Source organism: Arthrobacter sp. 2MCAF15 (assembly GCF_052115605.1).
Classification (GTDB): domain Bacteria; phylum Actinomycetota; class Actinomycetes; order Actinomycetales; family Micrococcaceae; genus Arthrobacter.
The window spans coordinates 22,794-35,659 of the sequence record NZ_JBFRGZ010000022.1 but is presented as its reverse complement, the minus strand read 5'-3'; the positions used below and the strand labels follow the sequence as shown (position 1 = coordinate 35,659).

The window sequence follows — 12,866 nt, the reverse complement described above, 5'->3', positions numbered from 1 at the left end:
GCGCGCCCCTGATTCCTGGTTCGCAGTAAAAGCGTCGAAGCCGTAGTGGGATTTGAACAGAACAACGCGTCCGGTGAAAAGCCACGCGAGAAACCAACGCACTCTTCCAGAACCTTGGGAGGGTGCTTCCAGCGACAGAATCCGCACTGAGGTTATGGACACTGGGCAATCCCCTCATGACCAGTACCGTACGCCATTTGATGTCATTCCACCGGTCAGATTGTTCCTCTGTCCGGTAGATATTCCGCCTCCCGTCTGGAATCATGTTTCATATGTCATGCCAGGGGATCCGTCTTTGCTAAATTTGCCTGCAGCGAACGCCGACCAGTTTTCGGAGAAATATCCTGTCTTCATGCGTGGCGCGCTGTTTTTGGCATGGTTTGTTGGCGTCTTCTTTGTGGCTCACAAGGCCTTTATCTCGGTTATCAGTGGTCGACTTGGCTGGGATGCCCACGCATACTGGCTTGCCGGTCACGGTGATGTGACCTATACCCGATCGGGTGGGGAAATTGACGCATATCTCTACTCGCCGGCTTTTGCCACTGTTATTCGCCCCCTTGCCGCATTCGATTGGCCTGTTTTCTATTTAGCGTGGATCATGTTGCAATCCGCCGCAGCGATGTGGTTGCTCAAGCCGATTAGGCTCAAATGGGCCATCCCGATCTTCTTGATGAGCGTCCCCGAAATCGTCAATGGAAACATCTTTATACTTTTCGCAGCATGCGCCGCCCTCGGCGTCAAGCGTCCGGGTGTCCTTGCGTTCCCATTGCTCACCAAAATCACCGCAGGTGTGGGCCTAATTTGGTTCGCGGCACGATGCGAGTGGGCATATCTCGCCAGAGCGCTTTCGGTCGCCTTCATCGTGGTGACGGTTTCGTATCTTATGGCGCCTACAGATTGGCGGGCATGGCTGGAATTCTTGTATGGGCACCGGGACGGCACGCCCGATGGCGTCATTGGATTTACTTTCCGCTGCCTAGCAGCAGGCACAATTGTCGTGTTCGGAGCACGAAAGGGGCAGCCGTGGCTAATTGCCCCAGCCATGGTCCTTGCATCCCCAATATTTGATTTCCCTGTCCTGACCATTCTGACGGCCATTCCTCGGTTACTCTTAGCCACACCCTTGGCCAAGCACGGCTTCCCTAAATCAGAAATTGAAACACGATGAAGACATCTCCGCGCACTGGGTCATTTACCAACTCAGGTATCCGTAGTGGCGCGTGTTTGAAGTTGTTTTTGGTTTGGCCTTCGCCAGGATTTCCCCCGGGGATTTTGTCTAGGTCAAGGGTTGGGAGCGCTTGTTCCAGCCGGTGATGAACTGCCGGATCTTGCGCATCAGGTCCGTGACCGAGGTGAACGTGCCGCGGTGGATGGCCTGGCGCTCGATGATTCCAAACCAGATCTCCACCATGTTCAGGCACGACCCGGACGTGGGGGCCCTGGGCTGGGAACACATTAACCCCACCGGTGACTACACCTGGCCCCGCGCCAACCAGATCAAACCCGGCAAATACAGGCCACTGCGACGCCCGGCAAAACCTTAGCGTCGGATGTTTCACTTTGGCGCAAGCCACCCCGATGAGCTCGATTGAAGACAGCACCCCGGGGAGGGGTTTTGAGCGTGGTGACTCCGGTTGTCGCGTTCTTGGCGGCAGGCGAACGGATGCGCGGCCCGTTGGAATCCTCACGAACACTCTTCGTCCGGCACAACACCGTGATCATGAGCGTGGTCCTGCTGATTATTGCCGCCGCCCTGATCGGCGGTGGGATTGCTGACCTGTAGGCAGGCAACCATCCAGGGGGCGTCAGGACAGAGGGGGTGCCGGCCCGGCACCCCCTCTTGGTGACCTCGGCGCGACGCGGTTTGGGCCGGCGGGGGTGGGTCGTGAAAGCATACGGATTGTGACCCAGAAGATTGCGTACCAGGGTGAGCCCGGCGCCAACTCCCATATCGCGTGCAAGCAGATGTTCCCCGAACTGGAAAGCGTCCCGTGCGCCAGCTTCGAGGACGTCTTTGAACTGGTGTCCAGCGGGGAGGCTGACCTGGCGATGATCCCCATCGAGAACTCGATTGCCGGCCGCGTGGCGGACATCCACATCCTGCTCCCCGCGTCCCGTCTGCAGATCGTCGGCGAGTTCTTCCTGCCCATCCACTTCGACTTGCTTGGCATCCCCGGCAGCACCATCGAGGCCGCCACCGAGGTCCACAGCCACATTCACGCGCTGGGCCAGTGCAGGCGCCTGATCCGTGAAGCACGGTTGCGCCCCGTCATCGCCGGCGACACGGCGGGTTCGGCCCGTGAAGTGCGGGAGTGGAACGACCCCGCGAAACTCTCCCTCGCTCCCCCGCTCGCGGCCCAGATCTACGGCCTGGAAGTGCTGGCCTCCCGGGTCGAGGACGACCCGTCCAATACCACCCGCTTTGTGGTCCTGGCGCGGGAAGCCGTACTGCCCACCCGGGACGAGTTGCCCGGAGGGGCAGTGACCAGTTTCGTCTTCCGGGTCCGGAACGTCCCGTCCGCTCTGTATAAAGCTCTTGGCGGTTTTGCCACCAACGGCGTGAACATGACCCGGCTGGAGAGCTACATGGTGGGCAACGAGTTTGCTGCCACCATGTTCATGGCCGACGTCGAGGGCCACCCGGCGGACCTGCCCCTGCAACTGGCCTTGGAGGAACTGGCGTTCTTCACCGCCGAGGTCCGGATTCTCGGTGTGTATGCCGCCGCAGAGTTCAGGACACTTCAGGCAGCAAGCAGCTGACCTCCCTGCCGAATCGGAGCAGGTGGGAGGATAGGCGCATGGAACTGCACATCACTGGCGACCCCGCCGCCGACCAGCTGCTCAGCAATGACGCGTTCGCACTCCTCACCGGCATGCTGCTTGACCAGCAGGTGACTATGGAGTCTGCGTTTGCCGGACCCGAAAAGATCCGCACGCGCCTGGGGTCCATGTCCCCGGCCGCAATCGCCGAGCATGACCCGGCAGGCTTTGTTGAGATTTTCAAGGAGCGTCCTTCCGTCCACCGCTTCCCGAGTTCGATGGCCAGCCGCGTCCAGGACCTCGCCGAGACCGTCCAGCGCGATTGGAATGGGGACGCAACGGCCATCTGGAACCAGGACCACCCGGACGGCCAGGAAGTGCTGCGCAGGCTCAAGGAACTGCCGGGCTTCGGCGAGCAAAAGGCAAAGATCTTCCTCGCCCTGCTTGGCAAGCAGTGTGGACTCCAGGCGCAAGGCTGGCGTGAGGCTGCTGGCCCCTACGGCCAGGAGGACGCATTTCTTTCAGTCGCCGACATCGTGGACCCTGAGTCCCTGAAGAAAGTGCGCGCCAACAAGCAGGCCGCCAAGGCCGCCGTCAAAGCCGCAAAGGCATCCGAACACTGATCTTGCACCGCAGGAGGACACGAGGGTTAGGGGGCCTTCCAGCGCGGACACGGCTCAATCTGCCGCAGCCCTACGCCTCCAAGGCTGCCGCGTCGGCGGCCTGGCCGGGCCAGACGCGTTCCGCAAGCGAGAGGACCGGAGGCAGCGCCGGATTGTCCGAGGTCCCCCGCCACGCCATCCGAAGGTAGATCGGGAATGTCTCGTCGAGCACCCGCAGGAAGCGCACGTGCGGATCGGTCACGTTGTCCGCCACGGAGGAGACCGTCAGTGAGCATCCCACCTCGGCTCCCACCAGCGCCATGGCAGTCCATGAGTCGGGCGCGCGCTGGACAATGTCCGGATCGAAGCCGGCTCCCAAGCTAAGCCTGCGCAGCCGGTCGCCCAGCACGGAGCCCTCGTGCGGGGGCAGTGCCACGAACGGCTCGCCGGCAAGTTCCGCCAGACTCACCTCCTCATTCAGGGCCAGCCGGTGGGATGCTGGGACTGCCATCACGAGGTGTTCCTCGACGATGATGCGGGACTGGACGCCGGCGGGCACGAAATCCCACCGGCCAAGGCTGATATCCACATCGCCGCGGAGCACGCGGGCAAGGGCCGGGAGCGCAAAGTCCTGGCTGTTCAGCCGGAATTCTATGCCCGGGTGAACCCGACGGACTTCCCGCGCGAGCATGCCCACCAGCACGTGGGTTGATGCGCCGGCATAGGCGAGCTTCACTGTTCCCACTTCCCCCCGCCCGGCGGCGAGCGCGCTCGCTTGGGCACGGTCCACTGCAGCGAGGATCTCCCGGGCCGGAGCCATGAGGGCAGCTCCAGCCGCGGTCAGCTGGACGCTGCAGTTCCAGAGCGCCTGGACTCCACTGATCCCCCGGGCCCTGGGTGGTGGCCCTGCCTAGCCTTCGTCGCAGAGCAGGTGGTACCAGCTGTCGGCCAGAAGCTCGAGCGCGTGTTCGCGGTGCGGCTCGAGTTTGCGGCGGGTCCAGAGCGTCGCGACGTAGTCCAGCTGTGTAAAGGCAAGCGTTCCGCGGATGTGGTGCGTTTCCTCTGAGAAGCTCCCCGCCAGCTGCATGCCGCGGACGATGTCGGCGATAACTTCCTCATGCCATCCCCGGACCAGATCCCGTACCTCGCGATCAACCGCGGCGGCCTCGTCCAGCACGTCGAGGTATGGACGGAAGACCGGCCACAGCGCAGAGCGCGACTCGAGCCAGGCAAGGATGTCCGGCAGCCGGCCCCCTCGGACCACATCAACGAGTTCGACGGCGGTCGTCGCCCTGTCGGGGCCATCCGCACGGTCGAGCACAGCGTTAACGCGTGCCATGAAGTCCCTCATGAGATCGGCACGCGATGGGTAGTGCGCGTAGAAGGTCGCCCGGGTGGTCCCTGCAGCCACGGCGATCTCGTCGATCGTCGTCGCCGCATAGCCCTTCTGGGTGAAGAGTTCGAGCGCCCGGTCGATGATCACGTCGCGGGTCAGCTGTTTCTGGGCTTCTCGCAGCGACGACATGACTTAATCCTAACCGTGGTGTGCAGACTTCGGACGCATGAAACGTTAAGACCGCGCGACGGCAAGCGTCCTGACATGCCGCAAAGACGGTGCCGGGACTCGCTCACCGGAGCCTCACGGGCTCTGCCGGCCGGAGCGCTCCCGGCCCGGCGTCGGCCAGCCGGCGCAGTTTCGGGATGGGGATCCGGTAGTTGATCGCCGCGGCGGTACCTGAGCCCTCCTTGTCCTCCCAGCGGAGCAGCATCGACTCCCGGCCCTCGCCCGGCTCGCAGTAGTCGGGCGCGCCGACCAGGGGCGTGAAGCCGACCGCCTTGAGCGACAGGCCGAAGCCCTCGGTCCAGAAGTACGGCTGGAAGTTGAGTTCGGGGGCCGCGTCGCCTTGGAGCAGGCCAACGGCCGCAACCTTGGCCTGGTCGATGGCGCTTGTCCACAGGGGCACGCGTTGTACCCCGCGGCGGGTCGGGAAGGACGCCACGTCACCGGCGGCAACAATCTCCGGCCGCAGCCGGCCGCGGGTGTCCACGCGCAACGACCCGCCGACGACGAGGCCTGAGCCGGCCAGCCAGTCGATGTTCGGCTCGTCGCCAATGGCGGTGACGATGAGCTCTGCCTCCAGTTCGGTGCCGTCGGCCAGTGCCACCCGCGTCCCCGCACCAGAGCCGATGAGACGGGCCTTCCCGCCGCCAACCACCCGCAGGCCCTGCCGGGCCGCGGCTGTGGCGAATATCCCGGCCAGATGGTCGCCCAGCTGGCGCGTGAGGGGCTGGACGTCGGAGACCAGCGTGACATCGCAGCCCAGTTGCAGGCAGGCTGAGGCGACCTCCATGCCGAGCGGTCCGCCGCCGACCACAACGACCGAGGGACGCGACGCAACGCGCTCCTTGAGCGTGACCGCGTCCTCGATCGTGCGCAGGGTGAGCTGCCGGTCAGAGCCGGCATGCCGTGGCCCGCCCGTTCCCTCCGTGGCGGTAAGGCGCTTCGCACGGGAACCGGAAGCAATGACGAGGCCGTCATATGGCAGTTCGCCGCCCCCGTCGAGCCGGACCACGCGGGTGTCGACGTCCAGGCCAGAGATGCTGACACCGAGGAGTTCGGTCGCTTCGTGGGTCGGCGCGGGCAGCTCGTGGGCCTGGAGGCCGCCGCCGCCGTTCCCATCCACATCATGCAACAGCGCCTTCGACAGAGCGGGGCGGCTGTAGGGTTGGTGGCGCTCGGCGCCGACGACCGTCAGCTCGCCGTCGAAGCCGGCGGAGCGCAGCGAGTCGCATGCCGTCAGCCCGGCGATGCCGTTGCCGACCACTACAATCCGGCGCATGCTCATACCGCTTCCAGCCGGAGCGCTGCGACCGGGCAGACCCGGACCGCCGCCTTCGCGGCGTCCAGGTCGGCCCCCTCCACCTCCGCGACATCGATCAGGAGTTCGCCGTCGTCATCGAGGTGCATGAGCCTGGGGGCGGCTTCCTCACAGAGTCCGTGTCCCTCGCAGCGCGGCCGGTCCAGTTCGATCCTCATGCGGCCACCACCTTGGTGACCTCGAGCTTCTCGATACTCCGCGTCATGTTGCTCGGGACCCGAACAGCGTCCCCGATGGTCAGCGACTGCACCCGGCGGGCAAGGGCCTCGATGATCGCATGGCCTTCAAGTCTCGCCAGGCCCTGGCCGGCACAGCCGTGCGGTCCATAGCCGAAGGAAAGATGATCCACGGGGTTCCGCATCACGTCGAAAGTGTCCGGATTTTCGTAGTGCCGCGGGTCCCGGTTGCCGGCCCCAAAGAGAATGCCAACCTGGGCGCCCGCGGGAATCGTTACGCCGTCGATCTCCACATCTTGCGTTGCCTTTCGGCCCCAGACGTGGATGGGCACCCAGTAGCGCAGCACCTCGGCGAAAGCGGCGGGCACGAGTTCCGGGTTGGCCCGGACCAGTTCGAACTGCTCCGGGTGACGCCCGAACAGCGCAACGATATTCCCGATCGAGGCGATCGTGGTGTCGACGCCGGCTCCGAGGTACTGGTGGATGATGTGCCCGGCAGTGCCTTCCGGGATCTCGCCCCGGGTCTCGGCGTCGAAGATGCCGCGGCCGATGGAGCCGGGGGCGAGGTCTTCGGCCGTGACCGACGAACACCAGCCATAGAGCTCCCCGGCGATGGGGAAGCTCTCCTGGGTGCGCTGGTTCAGCGGGCCGAGGACCTGCATCGCGGCCTGGCCCCAGCGCAGCATGTTGTCCTTGACGTGTCCTTGGAACCCAATCAGGTCGGCAACGATTTCGATCGGGAAGGCGCGGGCCAGGGAGTCGATGGCCTCGAAGCTGCCGCTGGCGGCGAGCCCGGCGACGAGCTTGTCCGCTTTTTCGTCGATGACGACTTTCAGGCCGCGGAGGGCGCGTGGGGTGAGGTTCTGCGACAGCGTGGCACGGAGCTGCGTGTGGATGGGCGGATCGGAGGCCAGCGAGGTGCCCTGCAGCGCCTCGTTCACCATGGGGTTGAAGCCGATGCTGGTGGACGAGAAGGTCTCCGGATCACCGAGTGCGTCGCGGATGACGTCGTAGCGCGTCAGGACGTAAAGGTCGTTCTTGGGCAGGTGGACGACGCCGGCCTGCTCGCGCAGTGCAGCGTAGGTGGGGTAGGGGTCGACGAGGATGTCGTCGTTCCAGATGTCGATCTCTGATTCGATGGGTGCAGTCACGGTGTTCTCCTTGCGGATGGGTGGTAGTCGGTGAAGGGAGGGGCCGCCGGTCTCAGACGGCCGCCTCGGCGTTGGCCTCTGTGGTCTCGGCGACGGCGTCAGGCGCGGGTGCCGAGGAACGTGCGGAGATGAAGAGGGTAAGGATGGCGGAAACCGTCGCCGCTATGGCTGCGACGAGGTATACCGTCTGGAAGCCCTGGCCGAGCGAGGCCCCGGCCGCGCCCTGGATCTGCTGCTGCGCAGCCGTGAGGGCCTGGACCATGCCGTCGACGGCCGCCGCGGGCGCGCCGCCCGCCGATGCCTGGCCGGAGAACTGCGCGATCACGCCATCCCAGCCCGAGAGGAAGCCCAGCGGCGGCACGTGGGAGAGTCCGGCGACGGCATTGGCGGGCAGCCCCGCACCTCCGAGGATCCCGCCGAGCGGGCCCGCGAAGGCTGAGGCGCCGATACCGAACGCGATGGCCGAGCCGATGACCGGGCCGAGGGCGAAGCCAAGGTCCCGCAGGAGGTTGGTCGTCGCCGAGGCCATGCCGATGTGCTGGGGCGGGACGGTATTGATCGCCACCGCGGTGACGGATCCGACGGTGAGCGCGAATCCGATGCCCAGCAGCAGCAGGGGCAGAATGAAGGCCGTCCACGGGGTACCGCCGAAGGCCTCCGGGGCGCCCAGAGAAAACGTCGAGAGCCAAAAGCCGGAAACCGCCATGAGGGCGAAGCCCGAGGTCAGCACCCAGCGCGGCGCCACGTGGTGGATGAGCCAGCCCACCACCGGGATGAAGGCGAAGGCCGGTCCCTGGATGAACACGAACAGCACGCCGACCTTCCAGGTCTCAGCCAGGGCGAGACCGCCGACGGCGACGCTGGTGCTGAAGCAGATCGCCAGGAAGGCGAACATGCCGGTGACCGCGACGATGCCGGTGATGGAGTAGGCACTGTTCTTGAACAGGGAGAGGTGGATGAGCGGCTGCTTAGTGCGCATTTCGATGACGACGAAGGCGACCAGGAGGATGCCGCCAATAGCGTAGCCCGCGAGGACCTCCCAGGAGCCGAAACCCGCATCGACCGCCTGGACGGTCGCGAAGAGGACGGCGATGAGGCCCAGAGCGAGCGTGAACTGGCCGGGCAGGTCGAGTTTGCGTCCCCCGGTGGCCGCGGAGTCCTTCGCCCAGAGTGCGACGAGGAGAACGACGACAGCGAGGGCGGCCGCAACGAGGTAGGCGACACGCCAGCCGCTATACACGTTCGGCGCGCCGGGCCCGGCGCCCGGCACGGTGAACATCTGCGCGGTGAGCCCGGCGAGCACGGGTGAGATCACCGCGCCGAGAGACAGGAACCCGGCCCACGTGGCAATAACCCGGGCCCGGGCCCGGTGGTCTGGGGTGATCGCCGCGATCATGGACAGCGAGATGGGGAAGAGGATACCCGCCGCGATACCGCCGACCGCCTGCGCGAAGATCATCATCTCGGTGGTCGGGGCCAGCGCGACCAGGACGGAGCCGACGACGCTCAGCGCCGCGCCGGCGTACAGCAGCTTTTTGCGTCCGAGCACGTCGCCGAGGAGCCCCCAGCTGAGCTCGAACACCACAATGCCCATCAGGAACATGCCCGCGATCCACGTCAGGCCTGCACCCGAGGTATGGAATTCCGCGGCAAAAGTGCCGCTGAGGGCGCCGGGCAGCGCGTTGGTGATTTGAGCGAGTGTGACCGCGCTGTAGGCGGCCACGAACGTCGCACGTACCGAGCCGCGGCTCGACACCTTAATGGACTGACTCATCAATGAAACTCCTTTGTTTCCGGTCGGTTCTTCGGTTGAGCGCCAGGACTGGTGCTTCACGGAGGGGCCGGCATAGGCCGGACTGGATGTGGCGCTCCCCACAGTCTGATATCAATCTTTACACGCTGTCAAGCATATGAACTGACCGTTAGATTCATAAACACCATGCTCACCTCAATCGAGGCGTTCCAGCTGGATGCTAAATGTACGTTCTGACTATTTGCTTGACACAGTGTAAAGAAATATGTGACGCTGGCTACTCTGCACCGGAGCGACGGCACAAAGCTCCGAGGCGCCCTGCATAAGCACCCGATCTTCAAGGGAGAAGCCAAGTGAGTCACACCACACCCGTCGCTACCGGTGACGCGTTCCATTCCCCGGCGGGGCAAACCGTCAACACGGTCCTGGGTCCCGTCCCCGCTTCTGAGCTGGGCGTCGTCGCGGTCCATGAAGCCCTGCTCTCGGTGCTCCCCGGTGCCCAGTACGCCCCGGACATCTCCATGGACCGGGCTGAGATCTTCGAGGCGCTGGCTGCGAAACTCACGGACTTCCGCGAGCACGGCGGCCAGACGATCGTCGACAGCACCGGCATGTTCCATGGCCGCGACCTGAAACTGTACGAGGCACTGTCCCGCTCCACCGGTGTCCACATCGTCGCCTCCACGGGCCTGGGCCCGGAGGAGGAGCTCGGCGGATACTTCCTGACGCCGCAGACCAACCCGCCCACCCCCTGGCCGGCCGAAAAATTCAGCGATCTCTTCGGCAGGGAGGTCACTGAGGGGATGGTGGTCCCCCGGGTTGAGCGCCGCGCCGCAGCCGGCATCGTCGCCACCACCGCCGACCGCGCCGGCATGACCCCGACCGAGGAAAGCCTGTTCCGCGGCTCCGCCCGGGCAGCCAAGAACACCGGCGTCCCGGTCTCCATCCGCTTCGGCGCGGACGTCCTGCACGACCTCGACGTCGTCCTGGACGAACAGATCGGGGCCGACCGGGTGCTCGTCGGCGACCTGGACCGCAAAGACGCCGCCGGCTCCGCCGTCGAGGTGGCCGGCCGCGGAGCCTTCGTCGGCATCGACCACGTGGGCCTGAACGACCACGCCGACTACCTCACCGACCGCGATCGCGCCGACCTGGTGCTCGAGCTCGTCAAGGCTGGCCACGCCGACAAGATCATCCTGTCGGGCAACTCGATCGGCGTGGCAAAGGGCCTGCCGGAGTACGCCCTGCCCTACAGCCACGTCCTGACTACCTTCGTGCCTTTCCTCAAGGCCCACGGCCTGAGCGAAGAAGACACCCGGCGCATCCTCGTGGACAACCCGCGCAACCTGCTGACAGTGCGCTAAGCACGCGTCCGCCCTCACACAACAACTTCCGAACCCCTGAGGTGAACGAAATGACCAAGGTCAACACAGTGCTGGGAACCATCCCCGCCGAAGAACTGGAAATCGTGGCGGTCCACGAACACATCGGCTACGGCATGCCCGGGTCCGAGCTGGACACCAAATGGTGGAAAACCCCGGAGCAGGCTTATGAGGAGACCGTGCCGAAGCTGCGGAAATTCCGTGAATACGGCGGCGGAACCTTCGTCGACGCCACCGGCATCTGCAACGGCCGCGACGTGGACTACTACAAGTCCCTGTCCCGGAAGACGGGCGTGCACATCGTGGCCTGCACCGGCTTCGTCGGCGGCGACACCGCCCTGCCGCACTTCTCCCGCGCCACGGTGGACTACCTCACGAAGGTGTTCATTCACGAGATCACCGTCGGCATCGGCAACACGGGCGCGAAGGCCGGCGTCATCAAGGTCGGCGTGAGCCGCGGTGGACGCATGACGGACCTTGACAAGCGCATCTACCGGGCCGCGGCGCGCGCCGCCGTCGTCACCGGCGCGCCGATCCTGACCCACCTGGCCATCGACCCCCAGCCGGCAGTGAACATCTTCAACGAGGAAGGACTCCCGCTGGACCGCGTGCTCTTCGGCCACGCCGACGACGGCCTGAACGCTCCGATCACCCCGCACGATTGGATTTACGACCAGGGTGGCCGCATCGGGTTCGACACCTTTGGCTATGACCTCGAACTGCCGGATCCGCCGTTCTGGGGCCGCAAGCGCGCCGAACGCATGGAGCACTTCGTCAACCTCGTGAACAAGGGCTATGCCGACAAGCTCCTCGTCTCGGCCGACGCGAACTGCAGCCCGCTGGGCTGGCCCGGCGTTAAGGGCCACACCATCAACTACATCTTCGAAGACATGATCCCGGACATGCAGGCGGCCGGCATCGACGAGGCCACCCTCAAACTCCTTCTCGAGGACAATCCGGCCGACTTCCTGTCACTGCAGGCCTGATCCCCAACCGCTCTACCCAAGTTTTCCCGGGTCCGCCCTGGGTCAAGAAAGAGAAACAACCAATGAAGACTTCAGACATCAAGAACCTCAAGATCGCCATCATCGGCGGCGGCTACGGCGGGGCCTCGGTGGCCAAGGCCCTGCAGAACATCGGTGCGGAGAATGTCCACGTTTACGAGCAGGCTTCCGCCCTCGCCCAGGTTGGCGCCGGCATCGGGCTGCGCCCGCCGTCGGTCGAGTTGTTCCGCAAGTGGGGCATCTTCGATGCGATCGCCGCCGTGAGCTCGCCCAGCGACCACCTCGAAATCCTCAGTGCGGACGGTCAGCACGTCCTCGCCAACGAGGAATGGCCCTTCCTGCGCGCCTACGAGCAGGTCAACCACAACCGCATGATCCACCGCGGGGATTTCATCGACGCCCTGCTCGGCGTCCTGCCGGAGGGCATGGTGCACCTCGGTTACAAGCTGGAGACCATCGAGGACAACGGCGACCACGCGACGCTGACTTTCGAGAACGGCGAGATCGTCACCGCAGACCTCGTCATCGGCGCCGACGGCATCCGCTCAACGGTGCGCAATCAGCTCTTCTCGCAGAAGGAGCCGGTGTTCTCCGGCGAGCACGCCTACCGCGCGGTCATTTCGATCGATGACGCCCACGGGCTTGTGACGGACGACAACCCGCGCTTCTACATGGGCGAGAACGGCACGATCGCCTACAACCTGCCGCTGCGTCACCGCGGGCAGCTCTCGTACGACATCACGGCCCCGTCCGATGACGACTCGTGGGCACCGGAGATCTCCACTGAGTACCTCGAGAAGATCCTGAACGGCTTCGACGAGCGGATCGTCCGGGTCGCCCGGGAGCTGGACCTGAGCCAGGTGACCAGCCGTTCGGTATTCGACATCGACTCCCTCGACTCGTGGCACACCGACTCCGTCGCGCTGCTCGGCGATGCCGCCCACGCGATGCTCCACCACCAGGGCCAGGGCGCCAACTCGGCAATCCTGGACGCCGGCGGTTTCGCCGACGCGCTGGTGCAGGGCACCTCCGTGAAGGACGCACTGACCATCTACGAGGCCACCCGCAAGCCGCTGACGGATGAGCTGCAGCGGGTGTCGCGCCTCGGCTGGCACGCCGACGCGGTGGACTCAGCATTCCCGGCCAACCAGTAAGGAAG

General features: G+C 65.2%; 14 protein-coding genes. 7 read left to right on the top strand and 7 right to left on the bottom strand.

Features of this window, described 5'->3' with window-relative positions; genetic code table 11:
• Window positions 1–154: 154 nt before the first annotated feature.
• Window positions 155–1,168: a glycosyltransferase family 87 protein gene (locus AB4089_RS19925; RefSeq protein ID WP_441411003.1), complete on the top strand. Its 1,014-nt coding sequence runs from the start codon at window positions 155–157 to the stop codon at window positions 1,166–1,168.
• 108 nt (window positions 1,169–1,276) lie between these two features.
• On the opposite strand, the gene AB4089_RS19920 is transcribed toward AB4089_RS19925, so the two are convergent.
• Window positions 1,277–1,411: a hypothetical protein gene (locus AB4089_RS19920; protein WP_441411002.1), complete on the bottom strand. Its 135-nt coding sequence runs from the start codon at window positions 1,409–1,411 to the stop codon at window positions 1,277–1,279.
• A gap of 204 nt (window positions 1,412–1,615) precedes the next feature.
• Between AB4089_RS19920 and AB4089_RS19915 the strand changes: the two genes are divergently transcribed.
• The 3 genes from AB4089_RS19915 to AB4089_RS19905 all read left to right on the top strand — a co-directional run bounded on the left by AB4089_RS19915 (window position 1,616) and on the right by AB4089_RS19905 (window position 3,383).
• On the top strand, window positions 1,616–1,783 hold the full coding sequence (locus tag AB4089_RS19915; protein WP_441411001.1) for a hypothetical protein: 168 nt from the start codon (window positions 1,616–1,618) through the stop codon (window positions 1,781–1,783).
• A 119-nt stretch (window positions 1,784–1,902) separates the two neighbouring features.
• Window positions 1,903–2,760 (top strand): prephenate dehydratase, encoded by an 858-nt coding sequence (locus tag AB4089_RS19910; RefSeq protein WP_441411000.1) that lies wholly within the window; start codon window positions 1,903–1,905, stop codon window positions 2,758–2,760.
• 38 nt (window positions 2,761–2,798) lie between these two features.
• Window positions 2,799–3,383 (top strand): HhH-GPD-type base excision DNA repair protein, encoded by a 585-nt coding sequence (locus tag AB4089_RS19905; protein WP_441410999.1) that lies wholly within the window; start codon window positions 2,799–2,801, stop codon window positions 3,381–3,383.
• 70 nt (window positions 3,384–3,453) lie between these two features.
• On the opposite strand, the gene AB4089_RS19900 is transcribed toward AB4089_RS19905, so the two are convergent.
• From AB4089_RS19900 to AB4089_RS19875, 6 genes are all read right to left on the bottom strand, one after another.
• A complete protein-coding gene (locus AB4089_RS19900; RefSeq protein WP_441410998.1) occupies window positions 3,454–4,182 on the bottom strand; it encodes a LysR family substrate-binding domain-containing protein in 729 nt (242 codons plus the stop codon).
• A gap of 90 nt (window positions 4,183–4,272) precedes the next feature.
• Window positions 4,273–4,887, bottom strand: coding sequence for a TetR/AcrR family transcriptional regulator (locus AB4089_RS19895; protein ID WP_441410997.1), 615 nt, complete (start codon window positions 4,885–4,887; stop codon window positions 4,273–4,275).
• Window positions 4,888–4,990: 103 nt separating this feature from the next.
• A complete protein-coding gene (locus AB4089_RS19890; protein ID WP_441410996.1) occupies window positions 4,991–6,208 on the bottom strand; it encodes an NAD(P)/FAD-dependent oxidoreductase in 1,218 nt (405 codons plus the stop codon).
• Window positions 6,205–6,399 carry a ferredoxin gene (locus AB4089_RS19885; RefSeq protein WP_441410995.1) on the bottom strand — a complete coding sequence of 65 codons (195 nt, stop codon included), beginning with the start codon at window positions 6,397–6,399 and terminating at the stop codon, window positions 6,205–6,207. Before AB4089_RS19885 ends, AB4089_RS19890 begins: the two co-directional genes overlap by 4 nt.
• Window positions 6,396–7,568, bottom strand: a complete 1,173-nt coding sequence (locus tag AB4089_RS19880) for a cytochrome P450 (RefSeq protein WP_441410994.1) — start codon at window positions 7,566–7,568, stop codon at window positions 6,396–6,398. Before AB4089_RS19880 ends, AB4089_RS19885 begins: the two co-directional genes overlap by 4 nt.
• Window positions 7,569–7,620: 52 nt before the next feature.
• Window positions 7,621–9,342 carry an MFS transporter gene (locus AB4089_RS19875; protein WP_441410993.1) on the bottom strand — a complete coding sequence of 574 codons (1,722 nt, stop codon included), beginning with the start codon at window positions 9,340–9,342 and terminating at the stop codon, window positions 7,621–7,623.
• A 332-nt stretch (window positions 9,343–9,674) separates the two neighbouring features.
• Between AB4089_RS19875 and AB4089_RS19870 the strand changes: the two genes are divergently transcribed.
• The 3 genes from AB4089_RS19870 to AB4089_RS19860 all read left to right on the top strand — a co-directional run bounded on the left by AB4089_RS19870 (window position 9,675) and on the right by AB4089_RS19860 (window position 12,861).
• Window positions 9,675–10,685, top strand: coding sequence for a phosphotriesterase (locus tag AB4089_RS19870; RefSeq protein ID WP_441410992.1), 1,011 nt, complete (start codon window positions 9,675–9,677; stop codon window positions 10,683–10,685).
• Between the two features lie 50 nt (window positions 10,686–10,735).
• A complete protein-coding gene (locus AB4089_RS19865; protein WP_441410991.1) occupies window positions 10,736–11,689 on the top strand; it encodes a phosphotriesterase family protein in 954 nt (317 codons plus the stop codon).
• A 62-nt stretch (window positions 11,690–11,751) separates the two neighbouring features.
• Window positions 11,752–12,861, top strand: coding sequence for an FAD-dependent oxidoreductase (locus AB4089_RS19860; RefSeq protein WP_441410990.1), 1,110 nt, complete (start codon window positions 11,752–11,754; stop codon window positions 12,859–12,861).
• Window positions 12,862–12,866: the final 5 nt, after the last annotated feature.